General features: G+C 69.5%; 22 protein-coding genes, 1 tRNA gene and 1 riboswitch. Of the genes, 12 read left to right on the forward strand and 11 right to left on the reverse strand.

Annotation, left to right across the window (positions count from 1 at the left end):
- Positions 1 to 66: 66 nt before the first annotated feature.
- Positions 67 to 1,344, reverse strand: a complete 1,278-nt coding sequence (locus IEY14_RS22655; protein WP_188912599.1) for an MFS transporter — start codon at positions 1,342 to 1,344, stop codon at positions 67 to 69.
- 130 nt (positions 1,345 to 1,474) lie between these two features.
- Between IEY14_RS22655 and IEY14_RS22660 the strand changes: the two genes are divergently transcribed.
- Entirely contained in the window at positions 1,475 to 2,407 is a 933-nt protein-coding gene (locus IEY14_RS22660) for a LysR substrate-binding domain-containing protein (RefSeq protein ID WP_188912601.1), read from the forward strand.
- A 110-nt stretch (positions 2,408 to 2,517) separates the two neighbouring features.
- On the opposite strand, the gene IEY14_RS22665 is transcribed toward IEY14_RS22660, so the two are convergent.
- From IEY14_RS22665 to thiB, 4 genes are all read right to left on the reverse strand, one after another.
- Positions 2,518 to 4,056: a M48 family metalloprotease gene (locus IEY14_RS22665; protein WP_373289038.1), complete on the reverse strand. Its 1,539-nt coding sequence runs from the start codon at positions 4,054 to 4,056 to the stop codon at positions 2,518 to 2,520.
- Between the two features lie 247 nt (positions 4,057 to 4,303).
- Positions 4,304 to 5,020 (reverse strand): thiamine ABC transporter ATP-binding protein, encoded by a 717-nt coding sequence (gene thiQ, locus IEY14_RS22670; RefSeq protein ID WP_188912603.1) that lies wholly within the window; start codon positions 5,018 to 5,020, stop codon positions 4,304 to 4,306.
- On the reverse strand, positions 5,017 to 6,654 hold the full coding sequence (locus IEY14_RS22675; RefSeq protein ID WP_188912605.1) for a thiamine/thiamine pyrophosphate ABC transporter permease ThiP: 1,638 nt from the start codon (positions 6,652 to 6,654) through the stop codon (positions 5,017 to 5,019). Before IEY14_RS22675 ends, thiQ begins: the two co-directional genes overlap by 4 nt.
- Positions 6,630 to 7,643 (reverse strand): thiamine ABC transporter substrate binding subunit, encoded by a 1,014-nt coding sequence (gene thiB, locus IEY14_RS22680; RefSeq protein WP_188912607.1) that lies wholly within the window; start codon positions 7,641 to 7,643, stop codon positions 6,630 to 6,632. The genes IEY14_RS22675 and thiB overlap by 25 nt, the downstream gene beginning before the upstream one ends.
- Positions 7,644 to 7,707: 64 nt before the next feature.
- Positions 7,708 to 7,810: riboswitch (TPP riboswitch) on the reverse strand.
- Positions 7,811 to 7,888: 78 nt separating this feature from the next.
- Here thiB and IEY14_RS22685 point away from each other — a divergent pair.
- The 5 genes from IEY14_RS22685 (at position 7,889) to rpsU (ending at position 9,959) form a co-directional block, all read left to right on the forward strand.
- Positions 7,889 to 8,533 (forward strand): thiamine diphosphokinase, encoded by a 645-nt coding sequence (locus IEY14_RS22685; protein ID WP_188912609.1) that lies wholly within the window; start codon positions 7,889 to 7,891, stop codon positions 8,531 to 8,533.
- 66 nt (positions 8,534 to 8,599) lie between these two features.
- Positions 8,600 to 8,676 (forward strand) — tRNA-Arg (locus IEY14_RS22690).
- A 286-nt stretch (positions 8,677 to 8,962) separates the two neighbouring features.
- Complete coding sequence (locus IEY14_RS22695; protein ID WP_188912611.1) at positions 8,963 to 9,172, forward strand: cold-shock protein; 210 nt, start codon at positions 8,963 to 8,965, stop codon at positions 9,170 to 9,172.
- Positions 9,173 to 9,425: 253 nt separating this feature from the next.
- On the forward strand, positions 9,426 to 9,653 hold the full coding sequence (locus tag IEY14_RS22700; RefSeq protein WP_188912612.1) for a hypothetical protein: 228 nt from the start codon (positions 9,426 to 9,428) through the stop codon (positions 9,651 to 9,653).
- A gap of 48 nt (positions 9,654 to 9,701) precedes the next feature.
- Positions 9,702 to 9,959 (forward strand): 30S ribosomal protein S21, encoded by a 258-nt coding sequence (gene rpsU, locus IEY14_RS22705; RefSeq protein WP_188912614.1) that lies wholly within the window; start codon positions 9,702 to 9,704, stop codon positions 9,957 to 9,959.
- 105 nt (positions 9,960 to 10,064) lie between these two features.
- Here rpsU and IEY14_RS22710 read toward each other — a convergent pair whose 3' ends face one another.
- Positions 10,065 to 10,220, reverse strand: coding sequence for a hypothetical protein (locus tag IEY14_RS22710; RefSeq protein ID WP_188912616.1), 156 nt, complete (start codon positions 10,218 to 10,220; stop codon positions 10,065 to 10,067).
- Between the two features lie 277 nt (positions 10,221 to 10,497).
- Between IEY14_RS22710 and IEY14_RS22715 the strand changes: the two genes are divergently transcribed.
- From IEY14_RS22715 to IEY14_RS22730, 4 genes are all read left to right on the forward strand, one after another.
- The gene (locus IEY14_RS22715) at positions 10,498 to 11,400 is read left to right on the forward strand and encodes a spermine/spermidine synthase domain-containing protein (protein WP_188912618.1); all 903 of its coding nucleotides are present in this window, start codon (positions 10,498 to 10,500) and stop codon (positions 11,398 to 11,400) included.
- Positions 11,397 to 13,181 carry an ABC transporter ATP-binding protein gene (locus IEY14_RS22720; RefSeq protein ID WP_188912620.1) on the forward strand — a complete coding sequence of 595 codons (1,785 nt, stop codon included), beginning with the start codon at positions 11,397 to 11,399 and terminating at the stop codon, positions 13,179 to 13,181. The genes IEY14_RS22715 and IEY14_RS22720 overlap by 4 nt, the downstream gene beginning before the upstream one ends.
- 91 nt (positions 13,182 to 13,272) lie before the next feature.
- Entirely contained in the window at positions 13,273 to 14,448 is a 1,176-nt protein-coding gene (locus tag IEY14_RS22725; RefSeq protein ID WP_188912622.1) for a hypothetical protein, read from the forward strand.
- A 24-nt stretch (positions 14,449 to 14,472) separates the two neighbouring features.
- Positions 14,473 to 15,957, forward strand: a complete 1,485-nt coding sequence (locus tag IEY14_RS22730; protein ID WP_188912624.1) for a M81 family metallopeptidase — start codon at positions 14,473 to 14,475, stop codon at positions 15,955 to 15,957.
- Between the two features lie 26 nt (positions 15,958 to 15,983).
- Here the strand turns inward: IEY14_RS22730 and IEY14_RS22735 are convergent, their stop codons facing one another.
- The 3 genes from IEY14_RS22735 to IEY14_RS22745 all read right to left on the reverse strand — a co-directional run bounded on the left by IEY14_RS22735 (position 15,984) and on the right by IEY14_RS22745 (position 17,406).
- A complete protein-coding gene (locus tag IEY14_RS22735) occupies positions 15,984 to 16,556 on the reverse strand; it encodes a class I SAM-dependent methyltransferase (RefSeq protein WP_188912626.1) in 573 nt (190 codons plus the stop codon).
- The gene (locus tag IEY14_RS22740) at positions 16,550 to 17,206 is read right to left on the reverse strand and encodes a DedA family protein (protein ID WP_188912629.1); all 657 of its coding nucleotides are present in this window, start codon (positions 17,204 to 17,206) and stop codon (positions 16,550 to 16,552) included. The genes IEY14_RS22735 and IEY14_RS22740 overlap by 7 nt, the downstream gene beginning before the upstream one ends.
- A 62-nt stretch (positions 17,207 to 17,268) precedes the next feature.
- Entirely contained in the window at positions 17,269 to 17,406 is a 138-nt protein-coding gene (locus IEY14_RS22745) for a hypothetical protein (protein WP_188912631.1), read from the reverse strand.
- Between the two features lie 205 nt (positions 17,407 to 17,611).
- Here IEY14_RS22745 and IEY14_RS22750 point away from each other — a divergent pair, with 205 nt between their 5' ends.
- Positions 17,612 to 17,926 (forward strand): ArsR/SmtB family transcription factor, encoded by a 315-nt coding sequence (locus IEY14_RS22750; protein WP_244639638.1) that lies wholly within the window; start codon positions 17,612 to 17,614, stop codon positions 17,924 to 17,926.
- A 165-nt stretch (positions 17,927 to 18,091) separates the two neighbouring features.
- On the opposite strand, the gene IEY14_RS22755 is transcribed toward IEY14_RS22750, so the two are convergent.
- Together IEY14_RS22755 and IEY14_RS22760 are read right to left on the reverse strand one after the other, a co-directional pair.
- Positions 18,092 to 19,528: an NAD-dependent succinate-semialdehyde dehydrogenase gene (locus tag IEY14_RS22755; protein WP_188912633.1), complete on the reverse strand. Its 1,437-nt coding sequence runs from the start codon at positions 19,526 to 19,528 to the stop codon at positions 18,092 to 18,094.
- A 59-nt stretch (positions 19,529 to 19,587) separates the two neighbouring features.
- Complete coding sequence (locus IEY14_RS22760) at positions 19,588 to 20,940, reverse strand: hypothetical protein (RefSeq protein WP_188912635.1); 1,353 nt, start codon at positions 20,938 to 20,940, stop codon at positions 19,588 to 19,590.
- A gap of 330 nt (positions 20,941 to 21,270) precedes the next feature.
- Between IEY14_RS22760 and IEY14_RS22765 the strand changes: the two genes are divergently transcribed.
- Positions 21,271 to 22,824: an ABC transporter substrate-binding protein gene (locus IEY14_RS22765; protein ID WP_210318548.1), complete on the forward strand. Its 1,554-nt coding sequence runs from the start codon at positions 21,271 to 21,273 to the stop codon at positions 22,822 to 22,824.
- The last annotated feature ends 29 nt before the right edge of the window (positions 22,825 to 22,853 follow it).

Raw genomic sequence — 22,853 nt, forward strand, 5'->3', positions numbered from 1 at the left:
GACCGGTCCGCCGATCGGGAGGGAGACTGGCGGCCGACAGTCTTCCACGCCTATCTTCCGGCTGCGTCAAAGCTCGGGATCGAATGGCGAGGCGTTTCGCGAGTGATCGTCACGATGCCGGTTTCGCCATGCCCGAGACGCAACCGCTGCGGCATCTGAGACGAGCCGGGAGCGTCGCGATCTGAAAGCGGCGATGGCCATGGCGCCGCTGATGGCGACGAGGGAAGCGGCGAAGAAGAAGGCGAATGGCAATCCCCGCCGCGCCGCCAGCCACCCCGAAACGATGCCGGCCGAGCCCATGGCCATATCGAAGAAGGCATCATAGATGCCGATCGCCGTGCCGCGTACATGAGGCGGTGTGTCTTGGAGCATCAGCACCGCCATGATCGGGTAGATCATAGAGAACCCGAAGCCCGTGAGTGCTGCGCCGACAAGCGAAAGCGTCGGTGTCGAAGCCGCCGATATCAGGAGAATCCCCGCGCATTCCGCGAGAATGAGGGCGAGGGTCGGCCGCAGGTTTCCACCCCTATCGGGCAGTTTCCAAAGAAGGATGCGGGCGCCGACATGTCCGCAGGCGAAGAAGGCGGTTGCCATTTCGCCGCCTTTCCACCCCCTGGAATCGAATAGCAGGGCTGCAAAGGACGAGACTATGGCAAAGCCGAAGGCCGAGAGGCCAAGCGTAAGGCCTGGCCAACTCGCCACGGCGATGACACGCGAGAGAGGCGGCCGGCTCGCGATCGCCTGAATGCGAGGCACTGGTATGATTGTCGTGGTGGCAAGCCCGACGATTGCCGCGCCCACGATCAGGCCAGAGACTGCCGGAAGCTCCCATAAGGCCCCGACGCTAGCACCGGCGGCCAGGCCTCCGAACATGGCGAGACCGATCCACGACATGGCGGAACCTGCCTTGTCCATTCCGGCCGAACCCACGACCCATGTGCCGGCGCCCGTGACGACCAGACCCTCACCCAAGCCGCTCAGAACGCGACCCGCGAGAATGCAGCCGACCTCGATGCGATCGCCGGCGAGGCCGAGCGTAGCGCTTCCGTAGGCTAAACCGCTGCTCAGCATGGCAACCAGCCCCAGCGTGACCACGTATCGCGCGCCGCGACGATCGACCATGCGGCCGGCCCATGGGCCGCCGAGGAGGGTCGCCATGGATTGCATCGCCATCAACCAGCCGACCGTGTTCATGTCCGAGCCGAATCGCCGGACGATATGGATCGGCAATGCCGGAAGCGGCAGGCCCACCGCAGCCAGTCCGAAGAATACCAGCATCGCCACCAGCGCGACGGGGTTGCCCGGCGGCCGGCCGGATGATGATCCCATTCGACGTTCACGCATCGAGATGTTCCTCGCGGATGGCGACGCTCGCCTTGTGAATCCGGGAGGCAGGATAATTTTTCGGCAATCGCTGTAAAGAAGGCCTAGAGGCGGAATATAAAAGACGAAATGTCGGCAATCGAGCGGACGGATGGACGGACTGACGGGAATCATCGCCTTCGTGCATGCTGCCGAGCAGTGCAGCTACGTCGCGGCGGCGCGAGTGGTCGGAGTGTCCCCTTCCGCAATCGCCAAGGCGGTTTCCCGTCTCGAAACTCGTCTGGGCGTGAGGTTGCTCCATCGCACCACCCGCAGCATCGGCCTGACGGAGGAGGGGGCGAGCTTCTATGTGCGTTGCAAGCGAATCGTGGAGGATCTGCGGGAGGCGGAAGCCGTCATGCTTCAAAGTCGCCAGCGTCCTTCCGGACGTCTGCGGATCAGTGTGCCGCACATCGTCGGCCATCATCTTCTCATGCCGATCTTGCCTCGTTTCGCGCGGCGCTTTCCCGAGGTCGAACTGGATGTCGATTTCGAGGACCGCGTCGTCGATCTCGTGGCGGAGGGATTGGATGTCGCGATCCGCAGCGGCGAACTCGCGGATACCGGATTGATCGGCCGTTTACTTGGCGATCAGCATTTCGTCGTTTGTGGTCATCCGGACTACCTGCGGGATCGCGGGCGGCCCGTCACGCCGTCCGACTTGGCTCAGCATGCATGCATTCACTTCAAATACCCGTCCAGCGGCCGTATCGCCTCATGGGCGTTCCAGCCGCCACATGAGCGTCTGATCCTGCCGAGAAGCTTCGTCTTCAACAACACCGACGCCGGCATGCGGGCAGCGCTCGGTGGAATGGGGCTCGCCCATCTACCCGTCTATGTCGCAGCCGATCAGATCGAAGCTGGCATGCTGATCCCGGTGCTGACGTCGTTCATGCGACCGTTCGGCTCGCTCTCGCTGGTCTGGCCGTCGAACCGCCAGCTCTCGCCCAAAGTTCGGGCTTTCGTGGACTTCATCGCCGAAAGCCTCACCGTCCGCTCGAATGCTTTCCAGGCCGCGACCGCACCGTCCGCCGAGGGCCGGTGAAGCATGTTTTCTTATTGGGTGCTCGTTCCCGTCTTCCTTCGCGCCACGGGCGCAAACGGACCGAAGCGGGAGACCGCATATGCCGGGCCGTATCGAAAAGGGACGGTCCCCTATTCGGCGATGATCTTGTAGCGCGTGCCGGCCTGGACCTCGCCATTCGGCTCGATCTCGTTGAGGAGGCGGAACATTTCGTCCTTCCGGTCGACGCCGACGATCTTCCGGGCGAGCGAGCTCACGCTGTCGCCGGGTTTGGCCGCGACGATGCGGATGCGCAGCGGCTTCAGCGAGTTCTTCTCTTCCGGCGTCAGCATCCGGAAGGAATTGGCGACGCCCTCGGCCGTGCGCTGGATCGCCTCGCCGGAGGCGCTCGGCATCGCCGTCAGGAAGCGATAGACCTGTCCGCCGATGCGGATCACCGTGACGTCGAAGACATATTCGCCGCCGGTGGCGCGGGCCGAGACCGCTTCCAGATTGCCGATGCGCTCCGGCCGGATGCTCGACGGGTCGAGACCGCCGATCCAGCCGCTCATGATGTAGTCCTTCAGCGGCGTCGTCTCGGGCAGCGCCACGCCGTCGAAGCGGATCGCGGTGTCGTCCGGCCCGGTCGCCAGCACCGCCTCGGCGGTGTTGTCGATGACGAAGCCCTCCGGCACGCGGAAGGTGATGCCGAGGCCCGGATGATAGAAGTCGTGGCCGCGCACATAGCCTTCCACGGCCGAGTCGCCGAAGAGCATGCCGTCGATGCCGGCGAGATAGCGGTCGCGGTCGGTGAGGCCGGTGCCGGGCGCGCCGAACTGGCGGGCATGGTTCTCGGCGAGTTCCATGCGCTGCGGCGTGCCGGGATGCGAGGCCAGGAAATCGAGATTGGGATTCTCGGCCTGGAAGGCGTTGCGAAAATGCGAATAGGCGTCCATCGCCTTCAGGAAGCGCGCCGCCGCGAAGGCGTCGTAGCCGGCGCGGCCGATCTGGCGGATGCCGAGCGCGTCGGCCTGGAGTTCCTGGTTGCGCGAGAAGCTGGCGAGGCTCAGCCGGTTGCGGGCGAGCGCGGCGCGCCCGTCCGCGTCGCTGGCCAGCACCTCGTTGACGACGCGGCCGGCAAGCTCCACCGCCTGCTCGCGCCGCTGGCGCTCGATGCCGTGATTGGCGGTGACGTGGCCCATCTCATGGGCGATCACCGCCGCGACCTCGGCCGAATCGTTGGCGAGGGCGAGCAGGCCGCGCGTCACGTAGAGATAGCCGCCCGGCAGGGCGAAGGCGTTGACGTTCGGCGAGTTCAGCACCGTGATGCGATAGGCGCGCGTCGCGTCGTCCGTCACCGCCGCGAGGCGGCCGACGATGGTGGCCAGCGTCTGCTCGAGCTTCGGATCGTTATAGGCGCCGCCATAGGCCGCGAGGATCTTCGGATGCTGCGACTGGCCGATGGGCGATTGCGGGTCGCCCTTCTGCACGCCCTCGAAGGTGACGGGATCGCGCGCCGGCCCCGGCATGTAGCCGCTCTGGAGCTTGGCCGATTCGCTGTCGGCGGCCTCCTGCAGGCTGTTGCCGATCGAGGTGCAGGCACTGACCGTCGAGACGAGAAACAGGGCGGCGGCGAGACGCGCGATTCCGCCCGCGCGGCGGCGCGGCCCGGCGATCGGAAAAATCGGCAATGATGGCGTCGCCAGCATGCGCAGCGTCTCGTCCCTTGCTCTTCCCCGGTTCGCCGCCGTCTCCGACGACTCGCCGTTCACGATCGATTCTCGTAGCGTGCCCGCCCATCCGAACGGAATGACTTGAGAGACACAAGGCTCCTCAAATCTCGTCTCCGAGCGAATTGTTCAGGCGATACCACCGAACCCCTCGGCGGTAGGAGCGAATTCGGACTGAAATACGTTCCCTCTACCGCATCGCAAAAATCTAGAGCCCCAGATAGGCGGCGACCGCCTCGGAGCGCGCGGCGAGAATGTCGGCCGTGTCGCCGAGGGCGGCGATGCGCCCGTCCGCGACGAAGGCGGTGCGGCCCGCATGGCCGCGCGCGTCTTCCGGGTGATGCGTCACCATCACGATCGCCAGACTGGATCGACCGCGCGCGGCGCGCAGCCGTTCGAGGAGGTCGAGCATCTCGCGCCGCAGGGCCGGGCCGAGGGCGGCGAAGGGCTCGTCGAGAAGGAGAAGCGGGCGCTCGCGCAGAAAGGCGCGGGCCAGCGCCACGCGCTGGCGCTCGCCGCCCGACATCTCGCCCGGCCGGCGCGTTCCGAAGCCGGCGAGGCCGACGGCGTCGAGCGCCGCCTCCACCCGCGCCCGCGCGGCGGCGTCGAGGCGCAGATCCGGCGCGATGCCGAGCGCCACGTTCCGAAACGTGTCGAGATGGGCGAAGAGATTGTTCTCCTGGAAGACGAAGCCGAGCGGCCGCTCGGCCGGCGGCAGGGTGGTGACGTCGCGCCCCGCGATGAGGACGCGGCCGCCTTGCGGGCGCAGGAAGCCGGCGGCGAGATCGAGAAGGGTCGACTTGCCGGCCCCGCTCGGGCCGATCACCGCCAGCCATTCGCCCGCCTCCACCGTCAGATCGAAGCGCATCTCCTGGCCTTCGTAGCGATAGGCGAGGCCGTCGAGGACGAGGGCGGGCACGGTCATCGGCGGTTCCTCGTCCGGCTGAGGGCGAAGCCCTCCGCCAGCGCCACGAGAACGAGGCTCGCGGTGCCGAGGATGAGCGCGAGGCCGCTCGCGTCCATCGTCCGGTAGCTGCCCATGCGCTGGTAGAGGAGATAGGGAAGGGTGACGAAATTCTCGTTGCCGAACAGGGCGACGACGCCGAGATCGCCGAGCGACAGCGACAGAGCGAGCGCGAAGCCGAGCGCCAGGGGGCCGGCGAGCGCAGGTCCTTCCACGTGGCGCAGCCGCGACCAGCCGCGGAGCCCGAGATGGTCCGCCAGCCGGCGGTGGCGCGCCAGTGCCTCGGTGAGCGGCGGCCCGAGAAGGCGAAGGAGAAATGGCATCGCCATCACCGCGTTCGTCGTCACCACCAGGATGGGGGCGAGCGCGAAGGCGTCGGTCCAGCGGCGCAGGAGCAGGAACCAGCCGGCGCCGGTGACGATCGGCGGCACGACGAGGACGAGGCTGGCGGAGAGGTCGATGGCGGTGCCCCCGACCCGTCCGCTGCCGCGCCAGGCCTCGCGCGCGAAGAGGAGCGAAAGGGTGAAGACGAGGGCGAGGCAGGAGGCGGCGAAGCCGATGGCCGCGCTGGTGAGAAGCGCGTCGCGCACCGCCGCTTCGCCGAGAAGGCGGAGGAGGTCGGCGCCGAGGCCCCGCAGGACTACCACGACGAAGGGCGACAGCACGAAGGCGAGGCCGAGCGCGATCGCCGCCGCGTCGAGAAGGCGCAAGGCCCGGCCGCGCCGGTCGAAACGCCGGGCCGGCCGGCCGAGCGTGAAGGCGGCGTCGAGGCGCGGCCCGAGCCGCGTCGCGACGAGGAGGAAGAGGCCCGTCAGCACGATCTGCGCGAGCGCCAGGATCACCGCGCGGCCCGGATCGAAATCGGTGCGCAGCGCCTGATAGATCTCGACCTCCAGCGTCGTCGCGCCGGGACCCCCGCCGAGGACGAGGACGAGCGTGAAGCTGGTGACGCAGATCATGAAGGTGAGGCTCGCCGCGCCGGCGAGGCCCTCGCGCAGCGCCGGCATCTCGATCAGCCGGAAGGTGGTCGCCGCCGGCAGCGCCAGTTGCCCGGCGAGCCGCCAGCTTTCCGCCGGCACGGCGTCGAGCCGCGCATAGAGCAGCCGCGTCGCCAGCGGCAGGTTGAAGAAGACATGGGCGAGGAGGATGCCCGGCAGGCCGTAGATGTCGAGGCGCGGCAGGCCGAGCGCCGCCAGCCCTTCCGAAACGAGGCCGGCCCGGCCCCAGAGCGCCAGGATGCCGAGCGCGCCGACCAGGACGGGCAGCGCCTGCGGCAGGAGAAAGAGGCGCAGCACCAGTCCGCGGCCGGGAAAGCGCGTGCGGTGGAGCGCGAGCGCCAGCGGCACGGCGCCGGCGACCGAGAGAAGGGCGGACAGAGCCGCCTGTTCGAGCGTGAACAGGACGACGCCCCGCAGATAGGCATCGGTCGCGAGGAGGGTCGGGTCGCCCTCCGCCGCCTGCGTGAGGAGCGCGGCGAAGGGCAGGCCGAGAAACAGCCAGACGGCGAGCGCGGCGGCGAGGCCGCCGCCGAGCTTCCAGGCGCGATCCGGATCGGGAAAGGGACGGGGCGTCAGCGGCCGAGCGCCTTCAGCCATTCGTCCGTCCAGGCCTTGCGGTTGGCCGCCACCGCCTCGGCCGGCACGACGAGGGGCTTCGTCGGCTGGACCAGCTTGTCGAAGGCGGCGGGCAGCGGCGTCGCCGGCTTCGTCACCGGATAGGCCCAGTTGGTCGTCGGCAGGATGGCCTGCGCTTCCGGCGAGACGAGAAAGGCGAGAAAGGCCTTGGCGAGATCCGGCTGCCTGGAGGCGGCGAGGCGCGCCGCCAGCTCGACCTGGAGATACTGCCCTTCGGCGAAGCCGGCCGCCTGATAGCGCTCCGTCTTCTCCTCGATCATGTGATAGGCGGGCGAGGTCGTGTAGCTGAGGACCATCGGCGCCTCGCCGGTGGTGAAGAGATTGTAGGCCTCGCTCCAGCCGGGCGTGACGGTGAGGATGCGGGCGCTGAGCTTTTGCCATTTCTCGGCGGCCGCCTCGCCATAGACCGCCTTCATCCAGAGGAGAAAGCCGAGGCCGGGCGTCGAGTTGCGCGGGTCCTCGATGACGATCTTCTCGGCCGGATCGCCGTCGACGAGATCGTCGAGGCTCTTCGGCGGCGTCTTCATCTTCTCGGTGTCGTAGACGAAGGCGAGATAGCTGTAGTCGAAGGGCACGAAGGTCTCGTCCGCCCAGCCGCCGGGCACGTCGAGCCGGGCGAGATCGGCGCCGCTCGGGGCGAAGAAGCCGGTCGCCTTCATTTCCGGCACCATCTCGGCCGTCATGCCGAGCGCGACATCGGCCTTGGTCGTGCCGCCTTCGAGCTTCAGCCGGTTGAGGATGGCGACGCCGTCGCCGAGCCCGACCCATTTCAGGTCGCAGCCGCAGGTCTTCTCGAAGGCGACTTCGAGCTTCGGCCCCGGACCCCAGTCGGGCAGGAAGCTGTCATAGGTATAGACGGTGAGGACGGGCTTGTCCGCCGCGCCCGCCGGGGCGGCGGCGGTGAAGACGGCGGCGAGGCCGAGAAGGAGGGCGAGAGCCGAGCGACGCAAGACGGGCACCTTTCGCGAGGGGCGGCACGCCGCCGACGAAGGGATGCCGCCGCTCTAGAAATCCAGCCGCGGATGCTCGCCATCCCTCCGCCGGTGCGAACCGGATCAGGTTCAGCGGGTTGGCGGAAGCCGCCTCTCAGCCCGAATGGGCACCCCGTGTGAGCGGAGCGAAGGTTAGGCGAGCGGCGGCGCCGGCGCAAGCGCCCGGCTTTCGCTTTGCGTGTTTCGGCGCTATGGCGCCGCGCATGAGCCGTTTCGTCATTCTCCTCGCCGGCCCCATCGCCCCGACCGAAGCCCTGCGCCGGGCCGTCGCCCGCTGCCGGGTCCTCGCCGCCGACCGGGGCATGACGCATGCGGAGCCGCTCGGCCTCGAACCGGAACTCTGGGTCGGCGATTTCGATTCGGCCTCGGCCGAGCTCGCGGCGCGCCATCCCGCCGTGCCCCGCGCCGCCTTCCCGCGCGACAAGGACATGACGGATGGCGAGATCGCCATCGAGGAGGCGCTCCGGCGCGGCGCCACCGACCTCCTGCTCGTCGGGGCGCTCGGCGGGCCGCGCACCGACCATGCCTTCGCCCATCTCGTGCTGGCGCTGCGCTATGCCGAGGCCGGGCATCGGGTGGCGCTCTTCGACGGACGCGAGCACGCGGTGCCGCTGCGGCCCGGCGAGACGCGGCTCGCGACGGTGCCCGGCGCCGCCTTCTCGATCCTGAAGTTCGGCGATCTCGAAGGCCTGTCGATCGCCGGCGCCCGCTGGCCGCTGAACGATGTCGCGCTGCCCTTCACGTCCATCCTCACCCAGTCGAACGAGGCGACCGGCGCGGAAGTCACCGTCACCCTGCGGCAGGGGCGGGCCATCCTCATCGCGCAGGCAAGCGCCGAGAAGGACTGAGAAAGCAGGCGTCCCCGGATTGGCTATTGGCGCGCACCGCCGCATCCGCTATTTCTGAAGGCCGGCGGTCCCGTAGCTCAGCAGGATAGAGCATCAGATTCCTAATCTGAGGGTCACTGGTTCGAATCCAGTCGGGATCACCATCGGGCCCTTGGGCCGACAGGCGGGGCGCTCTCGTCGTTTCGGGCGAGAGCGGCGAACGAAGGACCGGGATCGGCGACGCTCCGAGGCCCCTCCGGCATGAATCGCGCCGGTGGGGTTGTAATGTCGGATAATCAGCGTAGGTTACGGCCATCGATAGACGGCCGGATCATTTGGCCTCGCGCCCTATTGGGTGCTTGTTCATCTAATTTCCCCTCGACAGTCGGTCCGAACAGTGCGCAACTCCTGCGCTCTGTCACTCTATATTCGTGTCTAGAAAGGTCTCCCATGGCGACGGGAACCGTGAAGTGGTTCAACACGCAGAAGGGCTTCGGCTTCATCCAGCCGGATGACGGCGGCCCGGACGCCTTCGTGCATATCAGCGCGGTCGAGCGGGCCGGTCTTACCAGCCTCTTCGAAGGCCAGAAGCTCAGCTACGAGCTGATCGCCGATCGCCGGACCGGCAAGCAGGCCGCCGGCAACATCCAGGCGCTCTGAAGCCGCGCGTTCCCGCCGGCGCCCGGCCAGGGCGACCGGCGCCTCGGGATGCCGGGATCGGGGACGAGGTCGCGCCGGTTCCGGCGCGAGAGGCCTGTCGCGGGGCGTCGCGATCATCGGCTTCTTCGAGGGCGGCGGGACGTGCCTTACGGCCACTCCGCCCTAGATGAAGGATCGATAGCAGCCTCTCTGCCGGGTTTCTCGTGCCACTGCGCGACTCCGTCACATTCCCGGCCGACCGAAAGCAGAACCGATGGCAGAAGACAGCGACGCGCTGCAGGCGCGGGCGAATGGGGTGTTCCGTGTCGAATCGGACCGCCATGAGAAGGGTGCCGCCATGCGCCTGATCGCCGCCGAGGCCAAGGCGACCGAGGACAAGACCGCAAGGCTGCGCAAGCTCCGCGAGGAACGGGACGCGCTAGCGCCGCCGGTTCCCGCGAAGACCGCGCGGCCGGCCAGAAAGCAGGCGGCGCGCAAGTAGCCCGCCGACCACGATCGAATCGATAAGTCAGCCCGAGAAGGAGACGGCATGAAGGTGGACGTTCGCGACAACAATGTGGAGCAGGCGCTGCGGGCTCTGAAGCGCAAGCTCCAGCGCGAGGGCGTCTTCCGGGAAATGCGGGCGCGCCGCGCCTATGAGAAGCCGTCGGAAAAGCGGGTGCGCGAGAAGCAGGAAGCCGTTCGCCGCGCGCGCAAGGCGCTCCGCAAGCAGGCGCAGCGCGAGGGTCTCCTGCCGATGCCGAAGCGCGCGGAGCCGAAGGGCGCCCGCCCGGCCCGCGCGTCCTGACGGCCATCGCGGAACGGGGCCGGCCCTGTTCCGCACCGTCTCATTCCTCGCCGGCGGCGCGGTTCGTCGCGCCGCTTGTCAGCTTTCGCCGGGCGGGATGCCGGCTCAGTATTTCTTCAGCGCCGCGATCGGATCGTCGGTCTTCGCCTTATTCGCGTTCGACTTCGAATAGGTGATGCCGTCGGAAGAGTTTCCGTTCGTCTGGCAGGCGGCGAGCGCGCCGGCCGAAACAATCGCAAGTAGAAACAGCAGGCGGCGCATCGATCGTCTCCTCGGTGGTGGTCCAAGACATAGCGGCTTCCGGTTACCGACTGCTTGAGCGCGCCGCCCCGCGACCGTGAACCGGCGAAACAATAAGGCCGGCCGCGATTTCCTCCCGTTCTTCCGCAAGGTCGCATCGTGACATCCCGCCGCGATCGGCTAAGCTCGCGAAGCGGGTCGGCCCAAACGGCCCGCGATTGTCATCCGACTGGTTGGGGAGGCCGGGTTGGACGCGCCTGAGGATTCCGGACCGCCCGTCGCCGCGGAGGGGGCGGGCATGATGGCGGATAGGACCGAGACGGGACGCTCGTCCGATGCCGATGCGCTGGTCGACTATGTCGACGAGGCGGAGGGACACTGGTTTCGCGGTTGCCGGCCGGTCGTCACGCAGCAGACGGCCTACCAGAAGGTCGAGATCGTCGATGTCGCCGATTACGGCCGCATGCTTTTTCTCGACGGCGCGCTGCAATCGACCGAGGACGACGAATATATCTATCACGAGGCGCTGATGCAGCCGGCGTTGGTGGCGCTCTCCGCGCCGCGCCGGGTGCTGATCATCGGCGGCGGCGAGGGGGCCTCGGCGCGCGAGGCGCTGCGCCATCCGAGCGTCGAGCGGGTCGTCATGGTCGATCTCGATCCCGAGGTCGTGGCGCTCTGCCGCCGGCATCTGCCGACCTGGCACCAGGGCGCCTTCGACGATCCGCGCTTCGAACTGGTGATCGGCGACGGCGCCGGCTTCGTCGCCGGCTGCGAGGAGACCTTCGATCTCGCCGTGGTCGATGTCGTCGATTCCTTCACGGACGGCCCGGCGGAAGCGCTCTATACGACGGAATTCTATCGCGCGCTGCGCGGCCGGCTCACGGCGCAGGGCATGCTCGTCGTCCAGGGCATGGAATGCAGCGCCAACGAGTTCGAGGACCATCGCCGCCTGCGCGCGGCGCTCGCGCCGGTCTTCCGCCATGCGCGCAGCTACACCACCTTCGTGCCGAGCTTCTGGAGCGAATGGGGCTTCGTGATCGCGACCGACGGGGCCGATCCCGCCGAGGCGAGCGCCGCCGCGATCGACGCCGAGCTGCGCCGGCGCTGTCTCGCCGACAAGCTCGAATTCTACGACGGCACGAGCCACCAGCGCATGTTCCATCTCGGCAAGGACCTTCGCCGCGCGCTGAGCTTGCCATGATGCCGGCGGAGCGGGCGGAGGACGCGCCGGTCCGGCTTCTCGTCCGCGCCTTCGCTCCGGCTTGGCGCGACATGACGGGCTTCGCGCTCCTTCTCCTCGCCGTCTGGGCCTGCGAGCTCGTCCTGCCGCTTCTGCTCGGGCGGACGGTCGACGCGGCGGTGGCGAAGACCGGCCTGCCGAGGCTCGCCGAATATGGCGCCGTCATGCTCGGCGTGATCGTCACGCTCTACTGGACCCATCGCCTCTATCTGCGGCGCGAGGCGGAGCTCGTGGCGGCAGCCACCTTTCGGCTGCGCCATATCCTCTATGCGCGCCTGATCGCCCAGCCGCTCGCCTTCTTTCAGAAGGCGAAGGGCGGCGAGATCGGCCATCGCATCATGAACGACGCTGAGGTGCTGGACAAACACGCGATCTATCTGATCGCCGACGTGCCCTTCGCCGCGATGACGGTGCTCGGCGTCCTCGCCGTCATGGCCGTCACCCATCTCTGGCTCGCCGGCACGGTTCTCGCCGTGCTCCTGGCGGCGACGCTGAGCTCGCAGGCGATCGGGCGCCCGCTCGCCGGGCTGGAAAAGACGGCCAATGCCGCCCATGCCCGGCTCGGCGGCCGGTTGCAGCAGCTTCTCGGCGGCATGCGCACGGTGAAGGCCTTCGGCCGGGAGCAGCGCGAGATCGCCGGTCTCGACGCCGCCGCGCGGGACCTCCAGCAGGCGGAGATCGAGGCCGGGCGGATCGGCGCCCGCCTGGAACCGGCTCTGGAGATCATCCATCTCCTCGGCCTCGTCATCGTCGTCTGGCTCGGCGCCTATCTCGTCTCGCGCGACGAGCTGACGCCTGGCCAGCTCGTCGCCTTCGTCGCCTATATGGAGCTTCTGTCCGAGCCCTTCGCGCTGGCGGGACGCTATTATCGGCAGTTCCAGCAATGCCGAGGCACGATGCGCCGGATCTCGGACCTTCTCGCGACGCTGCCGCCCTTGGCGCCGCGCCGGGGCGGCGCCCGCGACGGACCGCTATCCGTCGAGCTCAGCAACGTCTCCTTCTCCTATCCCGGCGCCGGCCGTCCGGCGCTCCGGGACGTGTCGATCGAGGCTCGGCCGGGCGAGGTGGTGGCGCTGGTCGGCCCGAACGGCGCCGGCAAGTCGACGCTTCTCGACCTTCTCGCCGGTTTCGCCGCGCCGGAGGCGGGCACGATCCTCGCCGGCGATCTGCCGCTCGGCGCCTGGGACGAAGCGGCGCTGCGCGGCGCCGTCTCGGTGATGAGCCAGGACGTCTTCCTGTTCCATGCCTCGCTCGCCGAGAATATCCGCTACGGCGCGCCGGAGGCAGGCGAGGCGGAGATCGCCGCCGCCGCCGCGCAGGCCGGGCTCGACCCGCTGCTCGCCCGCCTGCCGGAGGGCCTCGCCGCCATCGTCGGCGATCGCGGCGCGAAGCTCTCCGGCGGCGAGCGCCAGCGCGTCGCCCTGGCGCGGCTGCTCCTGGCGCCGGGCCGGATCGTCCTTCTCGACGAGCCGACCTCGGCGGTGGACGGCGCGGCGCTCGACGACGTCAACCGGGCGATCGCCGAACTCGGCCCCTCGCGCACCATCGTCGTCGTCGCCCATCGCGCCGAGACGGTGGCGCTGGCCGATCGCGTCGTCATCCTCGGCGAGGGGGCGGTGATCGCCTCGGGGCCGAGGGCCGAGCTCGTGGCGCATCCGCTGTTCCGCCGGCTCTTCGAGACCGAGCGCGCCGCCCGCAAGGGACCGGCGCGCCGGGCGGGCACCGGAACCGAAGGCGAATAGCGGCCTTCCGCCCCGGTCGCCGGAGCTTCGGCCCCTTGCCTCCGCCGCCCGATCGGCCTCTAGGAGGAAGGGCGAAGGCAGAGGCGGCGCGATGCAAAATTCGATCTGGACCTATAGCTGGGACATCCAGGATGTCGGCATGGCGGAGTTCCTGGCCGACATCCGCGAGCGGGCGGGCGCCGATATGGTGAGCCTTGCCGTCTCCTATCATGCCGGCCGCTTCCTCCAGCCGCGCAGCCCGAAGCGCAAGGTCTATTTTCCCGAGGACGGCACGGTCTACTACCGGCCCGACCCGGCGCTCTGGGATAAGGCGTCGATCGCGCCGCTCGTCGCCCGCAATGTCGAGGAGGGCGGCGACATGCTGGCGGCGCTCGTCGCCGAACGGGAAAGGGGCGGCCCGGCCGTCTCGGCCTGGACCGTCTGCCTCCACAACACTCGTCTCGGCCTGCTGCATCCGGGCGAGGTGACGCGCACCGCCTTCGACGATGCGAATTCCTACAGCCTCTGCCCGTCGAGCCCGGCGGCGCGACGCTACGTGACGGGGCTCGTCCGCGACATCACCACGCGCTACCGGCCCGACCGGCTGGAACTGGAAAGCCCGAGCTTCATGGGCTTCGCCCACGGCTATCATCACGAGAAGGACGGCGTCGGACTGCTGCCGGAGGACGACTTCCTGCTCTCGCTCTGCTTCTGCCGCCATTGCACGGCGCAGGCGGGCGCCGCCGGCATCGACATGGCCGAGGCGCGGCGGATGGTGCGGGGCTTCGTCGCCGCCGCCTGCGAGCGCGCCGTGCCCGAACCCCAGTTGCCGGACTTTCCCGCGCGCGGCATCGACGCCTTCGCCCCCTGGCCGGCGCTCCACGAATTTCTCGCCTGGCGCCGGACGCCCGTCATGAGCCTCCTCGCCGAGATCCGGGCGGCGGCCGATCCGGCGACGCGGCTCGTCCTCGTCGAGGGACGCGACGCCTGGCTCGGCGGCGTCGATCTGGCCGAGGCCGGACGGCTCCTCGACGGTCTCGTCCTCTGCGCCTACGACATGGCGCCGGAGGCCGTCGCCCGCCTAGCGCGCGAGGGGCGGCGGCTGGTCGGGCCGGACCGCTTCCTCGGCCTCGGCTACCGCCTGTTCCATCCCGAAATGCGCGACGAGGCCGATTTCGTCGCCAAGGTCGCGGCGGGGCGGGCCGAGGGCGTCGACGGGCTGAACGTCTATAATTACGGGCTGGTGCCCCGGCCGCGCCTCGACTGGGTGCGGGCGGCGCTCGCCTGAAGCCCGGCCGGGAACTCTTCGCCCATGCGCATTTTCACCGCTTCGCTCGCCACCGAGACCAACACCTTCTCGCCGGTGCCGACCGATCTCCATGCCTTCGAGGCGGCCTTCTATGCCGGGCCGGGCGAGCATCCCGACCGGCCGACGCTCTGCTCGTCGCCGGTGCCGATCCTGCGGCGGCGCGGCCGGGCCGAGGGCTTCACCGTGATCGAGGGCACGTCCTGCTGGGCCGAGCCCGCCGGCCTGATCCAGCGCCAGACCTATGAGCGGCTGCGCGACACGATCCTCGCCGAGTTGCAGGCCGCGCTGCCGGTCGACGGCGTCGTTCTCGGCCTGCATGGCGCGATGGTGGCGCAGGGCTACGACGATCCCGAAGGCGACCTCCTCCAGCGCGTGCGGGCCCTCGTCGGGCCGGACGTGACGGTGGCGGCCGAGTTCGACCCGCATTCGCATCTGACGCCGCTGCGCGTCGCCCAGCTCGACCTCTTCGCCGCCTTTCTGGAATTTCCCCATACCGATTTCGAGGAGCGCGGCGAGCATGTCGTCGATCTGGCGCTGCGCGCGATCCGGGGCGAGATCCGCCCGGTCATCTCGACCTTCGACTGCCGCATGATCACGATCTACCCGACGAGCCGCGAGCCGATGCGCGGCTTCGTCGACCGGCTGAAGGCGCTGGAAGGGCGGGACGGCATCCTGTCGATCTCGGTGATCCACGGCTTCATGGCCGGCGACGTGCCGGAGATGGGCACGCGCCTCGTCGTCGTCGCTGATGGCGACCGGGCGAAGGCCGAAGCGCTGGCGACGCGGCTGGGGCGCGAGCTCTACAAGCTGCGCCGCGACACGGCGATGCCGATGCTGGACACGGAGGCCGGGCTCGACCGCGCCCGGACGCTGCGCGCCGCCCGGCCCGGCAGGCCGGTGGTGCTTGCCGATGTCTGGGACAATCCCGGCGGCGGCGTTGCGGGCGACGGCACCCATGTCCTCCGGCGCATCGTCGAGCGCGGCGACCAGGGCCGCGTCGGGCTCGCGACGATCTGGGACCCGGTGGCGGTGTCCTTCTGCCACGCGGCGGGGGAGGGGGCCGAACTCGCGCTGCGCTTCGGCGGCAAGTCCGGGCCGGAGGGCGGGGCGCCGCTCGACGCGCGGGTGAAGGTGCTCGGCCTCGCGGAGGCCGGCTGGCAGAGCTTCCGCAACAGCCGCGTGACGCTCGGCCGCGCCGCCGCGATCCGCCTTCTCGGCACCGAGATCGACGTGATCCTGATCACCGGCCGCACCCAGACCTACGAGCCCGACATCTTCGCCAATATGGGTCTCGACTTCGCCGCCAAGGACCTCCTGGTGGTCAAGTCCACCAATCACTTCCATGCCGGCTTCGCGCCGGTCGCCGCCGAGATCGTCTATGTCGCGGCGCCGACCTCCTATCCGACCGATCCGGCGAGGACGCCCTATGCCAAGGCGAGAGGCGACCTCTGGCCGCGCCATCCCGATCCGCTCGGCCTCGATGGCTGACGCGCGGGACGAGGCGCCGCCCGCCGTCACCGCCGCCGGCTCAACCGGTAGACGCTGGCCGGCGGCAGGTTGCCGACCACCGAGCCGATGCGGACGGCCGAAAGGCCGAGCCGGTCGAGGATCGCGTCCGGCACCGGGCAGCGCCAGGCATAGGTGAACTGGTAGAAGGCGCCGCCGCGCTCCATCGCAGCGAAGGCGGTGCGCAGGACCCCGATCACCCGTTTCGGCCCCATCGAGAGCAGCGGCAGGCCGCTGACCGTCGCCGCGTGGCGGCGGGCGGGCAGAAGGGCGCCGAGCTCGCGCCGCGCGGCGTCCGCCCGCACCAGCACCGCGCCGGGATAGCGCGCGGCGAGCAGCCTCGCGAAATCCTCGCCCATCTCCACCAGCGTCAGGTCCCGTTCCTCGAAGCCTTTCGCGACGAGGGCGGCGGTGAAGGCGCCGGTGCCGGGCCCGAGTTCGAGGACCGCCCCCATGCCGGGGCGCAATTCGCCGGTGATGAGCCGCGCCAGCGCGCCGCTCGACGGGGCGACGGCGGCGACGCGCAGCGGATCGCGCAGCCAGGCCTGGAAGAAGGAGGACCGATCGGCCGAGATCAGCATGGCGTCACCTTGCGAGGGAGGGGGCCGCGCGCGCCGCCGTCCCGCCGGGCGAAGCGGCGCCAGGCCAGGAAAACGAGGGCTTCGACGGCGAGAAGCGCGACCAGGACGAGAAGCGCGACCCAGGAGCCGTTGACATCGGCATCCAGCCGGCCGCTCGCATAGCCGATGCCGATGAAGGCGCCGTTCCAGAGGGTCACGCCCGCCGTCGTGGCGAGCAGGAAGGAGCGGTGGTCGAGCCGGACCAGCCCGGCGAGCCCCGGCGCCAGGAGCCGGATGGTCGGGACGAGCTGCGCCGTGAAGACGAGAAGGCCCTGGCGGCTCTCGATCCGCGCCGTCCAGCCGTCGACGGTGGCGGCGGAGATCCGCACCAGCCGCGCCATGGCGAGGATCAGCCGGCGCGAGCGCGCCGCGCCGAGCCGGGCGACGAGGGCGTAGAGAAGGAGGCTGCCGCCGACGCTGCCGGCGATGGAGGCGGCGAGCGCCTGCGGCAGCGGCCAGTGGCCTTCCGCCGCCGCGAGGCCGATGGCGACGAGCAGGCCGTAGGAGGGCAGGACCGGAACGAAGCGTTCCGACAGGGACAGCGCGAGGAGGCCGCAGGTGCCATAGGCCGCGACCCACCCCATGGCCGCGCCGACGGGATCGATGTCCATGGGCCAATCCGGTTCGGGGAAAAGGAATGGGAGGGCGGTGCCGGCGCTGGTCCGGCGCCGGGTCAGGAGGCAAAGGCGAGGCCTTCGGCATGGACGGCGCGGATGGCCGGCCGGCCCTCGGCGCCGGCCGGGAAGCGCATCGTCGCCGCGACGCGGTCGCCGCGCGAGCGGCAGGTGAGGAGGCAGATTGTCCCGGACATGAAGGATGCTCCCGCGCAAGGGCCGCGAGACTTGCCCGGCGACCGATGCCGCGATTTGACCATCCCCGCCGGCCCGGCGCCCTCGCCCTTCCCGCCAATCGTCTGGCAGGCGACGCCAAGCCGCCGGCCGGCGCGGGAAGATGGCAGGCGCCCGATCGCCGCATGCGCCTTGCCGCGCAACCTGCAATGGATCATGGACTGTTGCGTGGCAAACGAAACGAGTCCGACACCGAAGCAGGATGTGGACGGCGCGGTGGCGATCTTCACCGCCTTGGCCGATCCCGCGCGCCTTCGCCTCCTCGTTCACATGGCGCGGGGAGAGGCGGCGGTCTCGGACCTCGCCGTCGCGACGGGCGGCAGGCTGACCACCGTCTCGGCGCGTCTTCGGGTGCTTCTGTCCGCCCGTCTCGTCGCGCGGCGACGCGACGGCAGGTCCGTCCTCTACCGGCTGGCGGACGCGCATGTCCTCATGCTCGTCTCGAATGCCCTGGACCATGCCCGCGAAACCCGCCGGCCCTGAAAGAGCCGGTCTCCCATGGCGGGGAGGCCTGCCGAATTCGCCGCGATCCTCCGCGCCGACACGGCGGCGAGGGCGATCGTGTCCGACGGCGGCATCGGGCGGGCCGGGCTCTGTCCTTATCAGACGCCGGTCCGGCCCGGACAAACGCTTCTTCCGCTCCGGCGCTCAGCCGCCAAGCGCGTGCCGCCGGCTGACGAACTTGTCCTGCAGATAGGCGCGAAGGCCCTCGACGCCGCCCTCGCTGCCATGGCCGCTGTCCTTGATCCCGCCGAAGGGCGTTTCCGGCAGGGCGAGGCCCGAATGATTGATCGAGACCATGCCCGCCTCGATCCCCGCCCCCAGCTTTTCGGCCTCGACCAGGCCGTTGGTCATGGCATAGGCCGCGAGGCCGAAGGGCAGGCGGTTCGCCTCCGCGATCGCGTCGTCGAGGGCGGCGAAGGGGTTGACGACGGCGATCGGGCCGAAGGGCTCCTCGTTGAGGACGCGGGCCGCAAGCGGCACCGTCGTCAGGATCGTCGGCTCGAAGAAGAAGCCCTGATTGCCGGCGCGGCGCCCGCCCGTCCGGATCTCGGCGCCCTCATCGACGGCGTCCCGCACCAGGGCCTCGACGGCCTGCACGCGGCGGGCCTGGGCGAGCGGTCCCATGCCCGTCGCCGGATCCAGGCCGGAGCCGAGCGTCAGCGCCGAGGCGCGGGCGGCGAAGGCCTCAACGAAGCTCTCGAAGAGGGATTCGTGCACGAGGAAGCGCGTCGGCGAGACGCAGACCTGGCCGGCATTGCGGAACTTCATCTGCGCCGCCAGCGCCGCGACCGGCGCCGGATCGACACCCGCCCCGACGATGAAGGGCGCGTGGCCGCCGAGCTCCATCGTCGCGCGCTTCAGGTGCCGGCCGGCGAGCTGGCTGAGATGGCGACCCACCGCCACCGAGCCGGTGAAGGAGACCTTGCGGATGACCGGCGAGGCGATGAGGCGCTCGGAAATCTCCGCCGGCACGCCGAAGACGAGCTGGAGGACGCCGGCGGGCAGGCCCGCCTCCTCGAAGCAGCGCACGGTGAGGACGGCGGAGGTCGGCGTTTCCTCCGGCGCCTTGGCGATGATCGAGCAGCCCGCCGCCAGGGCGCCGGCGATCTTGCGCACGAGCTGGCTGACGGGGAAGTTCCAGGGGCTGAAGGCGGCGACCGGGCCGACCGGTTCCTGGACGACCATCTGCGTGACGTCTGGGGCTCGCGCGGGAATGACGCGCCCATAGGCGCGGCGCCCTTCTTCCGCCCCCCAGTCGACATGATCGGCGGCGCCCAGCACTTCCAGCTTCGCCTCGCCGAGCGGCTTGCCCTGTTCCCGGGTGATCGCCGTCGCGATCGCCTCGTGCCGCTCGCGCAAGAGCGCGGCGGCGCGGCGCAGGACGCCCGAACGCTCGAAGGCGCTCGTCGCCCGCCAAAGGGCGAAGCCTCTCGCCGCCGCCGCCAGCGCGACGTCGAGATCGGCGGCTTCGGCGAAGGGCACGCGGCCGACCTCCTCGCCCGTCGCGGGGTCGAGGACGGGGCCCGAGCGGCTGCCGCAGCCGGCGGTCCAATGGCCGGCGATGAAGAGGGATGGGGTCATGGTCGCTCCGTCGAAAGGAAAGGGAGACCGCGCCGGTGCGGCGCGATGGCGATCGGCCGTCAGCAGCCCAGCCCGTAAAGGGCCGAGACGAGCGCCATAGACAGGGCCATGAGCGTCAGCGCGAAGCCGAGATTCCAACGCAGGCTCACGACCGGTGAAGGCGTGCGGGTCAGGGCGCCGGTCATCAGCGACATCGCGCTGATCGGGGAGAGCGAGATCGCGATCGCCCAGGTGAGCATCAGCGTCATTCCCAGCGCCATCGGATGGTCGAGGCCGAGCGCGCTGCCGCCGAGGAGCTGCGCGAGAAGGACGACCAGTACCGAATGGGGCAGAAAGGCCGCGCCCGCCAGGGGAATCGCCAGAAGACAGGCGAAGAGCGCGGGAAGTCCGGGGGCCGCGCCCGCCTGAAGCGCCTGCCAGAGGCCCGTCTCGCGGATCGCGACCGCGATCGCGGCGCCGATCACCGAGGCCGAAAGATAGATCGCCGCTTCCGTGCGCATGTCGTTCATGCCTTGCAGCAGGCATTTCAGATCCTGGCCGAAGGGCAGGGGCGCGGCTCCCGGCTCGGCGCGGAGCCAGAGAAGCGCGAAGGCCGGCAGGACCAGGATCGTCGCCATGACGAAGCTGAGCGACAGGACTCCGTGGAGGCCGACCGTCAGCGCGAGAAGCGCGAGCGTGACGAGGAGAATGGGCCGCATCGGGCGCGGCAGCAGCCCGTCCTGTCCCGCCTCGCTGCCGCCGGCATCCGCTTCGGCCGGGCCGAGGAGCAGGCAGGTCGCGAGCAGCAGGAGCATGGCGGTGGCGAAGGCAAGGGCGGCGAAGCGCATCGGATCGAGCCCGGCGATGGCGCCGGTGACGATGGCGAAGCCGACGCCCATGGGCGACCATAGGGTCATCAGCACCGTGCCCCGCATGCCCGCCAGGAGGAGACGGCGGCGCTGCGCCTCGTCGCGCGTTTCCGGCTCGTCCCGGGACAGGAGATCGCCGAGCAGCGGGATGATGCCGACATTGAAGAGAAGGCTGAGAAAGTGGCTGCCGAGCTTCACCGCGGCATAGCGGCGGCGGGCGGGAAAGCGGACGAGGCAGAGCGCGGCCTGCCGCATCCGCGGCGAGCGGCGCACCGGATGGCGCAGGAGGCCGAGCACCGACAAGAGCGCGGCGAAGGCGATGCCCTGGCGCAGCGCGGTCTGGATCTCGCCGAGCCGCGCCGGGAAGACGAGCGCCACGGCGAGCGCGCCGGCGGCGGCCAGCGCGGCGAAGAGGCGCGGCAGGGCGCCGAGTCCCCGCCATTGCAGTAGCACCGTCGCCACCGCCAGCGCCGAGGCGACGTCCAGCAGCGCCGGCGCGGCGGCGAGCGTGCCGGCGGCGAGGCAGAGCACCATCGCGATCTGAAACAGGAGCGACACGGGCATCACCGGCCTCGCTCGCGGCCCGACGCGCGGTCCCGCCCATGGAAAGGGCAGCGGCTGTTCACCCGTGCGACAGCCGAATGGTCAGAATTTATGCACACCAGAAAATGCCTTCGACATCGTCAATTCCGATTGACAGCCACCCAACGATCTGGTCATATACCGATATATCACAAATAAGAGTGCCGCAATCGAAATAAAGATTGGGCCAGAAAAGCTGGTTAAAGGCATTAATCCGTTGCGGCCGTCTCTGTCGGATGCGTCATTCGACGTATCTTGAAGTCGTCGTCGCGAAATTGACTCTTATAGACTGTCGAACCGCTGGAGATATTCGTGAAACTATTCGTGACATCGCTGCTGGCGGCATCGCTCCTGACTTCGGCTTCCTTCGCGGCCGACCAGCCGGTGGCCGGCGGCCGGGCCGATCTGATCGTGCAGCCGGAGCCGTCCAACCTGATGCTCGGCCTCGTCACCAACGTGCCGACGCAGCTCGTCTCCGGCCAGATCTACGAGGGTCTGCTGCGCTACGACGAAAAGCTCCGGCCGATGCCCTCGCTCGCCAAGGCCTGGGAGATCTCGCCCGACGGGCTGACCTATACGTTTCACCTCAACGAGGGCGTCACCTGGCATGACGGCGTGCCGTTCAGCTCAGCCGACGTCCTCTTCAGCGTCAACGACTTCCTGACCAAGACCCAGCCCCGCCACCGCAACACCATGTCTCGCGTCGCCAAGGTCGAGGCGCCGGACGCGGCGACCGTCGTCTTCACGCTGAAGCAGCCCTTCGAGCCCTTCATCCGCTCCTTCGCCTTCTGGAGCATGCCGATGGTGCCCAAGCACATCTACGAGAACACGGATTTCGCCACCAATCCCGCCAACGAGAAGCCGATCGGCACCGGCGCGTTCAAGTTCGAGAGCTGGACCAAGGGCAGCAACATCCATCTCGTGAAGAACGAGCACTACTACCTGGCGGGCAAGCCCTATCTCGACGACGTCTACTACCATGTCGTGCCGGACGGCGCCTCGCGGGCGGTCGCCTACGAGACGGGCACGGTCGGCATCCTGCCCGGCGGCTCGGTCGAGAATTTCGACGCGCCGCGCCTGGCGGCGCTGGAGAACACCTGCACGACCTCGAAGGGGCGCGAGTTCGATTCGCCGCTCTCCTTCATCTGGCTGAACAACCGCAAGCCGCCGATGGACGACAAGCGGTTCCGGCAGGCGGTGATGTACGCGATGGACCGCGACTTCGCCCGCGAGGTCCTGTGGAACGGGCTCGGGCGAGTCGCCACCGGGCCGATTGCTGGCACGATTCCCTTCAGTTCCAAGGTCGAGCCGCAATATGCGCATGATCCGGCGAAGGCCAAGGCCCTGCTCGCCGAGATGGGCTATGACGGCAAGCCGCTGAAGCTCCTGCCGCTGCCCTATGGCGAGACCTGGCAGCGCTGGGCCGAGGCGGTGAAGCAGAATCTCGGCGAGGTCGGCATTCCCGTCGAGATCGAGGCGGCGGATGTCGCCGGCTGGAACCAGCGCCTGTCCGAGTGGAACTACGACATGGCCTTCACCTACATGTTCCAGAACGGCGACCCGGCGCTGGGCGTCGAGCGCAACTACGTCTCCTCGCAGATCTCCAAGGGCAGCCCCTGGAACAATGTCGAGGGCTATTCCAGCCCGAAGGCCGACGCGCTCTTCGCCGAGGCCGCGACCGCCGTTCCCGCCGAGAAGCGTCAGGCGCTCTACGATCAGGTCCAGGCTGTGGTGCAGGAGGACGTGCCCGTCGCCTGGCTGCTCGATCTCGAATGGCCGACGATTTACAACTGCAAGTTCCAGGATCTCGTCACCACCGCGAACGGGCTGAACGACTCGCTCCGCGACACCTGGATCAAGCCCTGATCCATGCCAGCGGGCGGCGGGATCGCGCC

Origin of the sequence: Aureimonas endophytica, assembly GCF_014642635.1 — a bacterium.
GTDB lineage: Bacteria > Pseudomonadota > Alphaproteobacteria > Rhizobiales > Rhizobiaceae > Plantimonas > Plantimonas endophytica.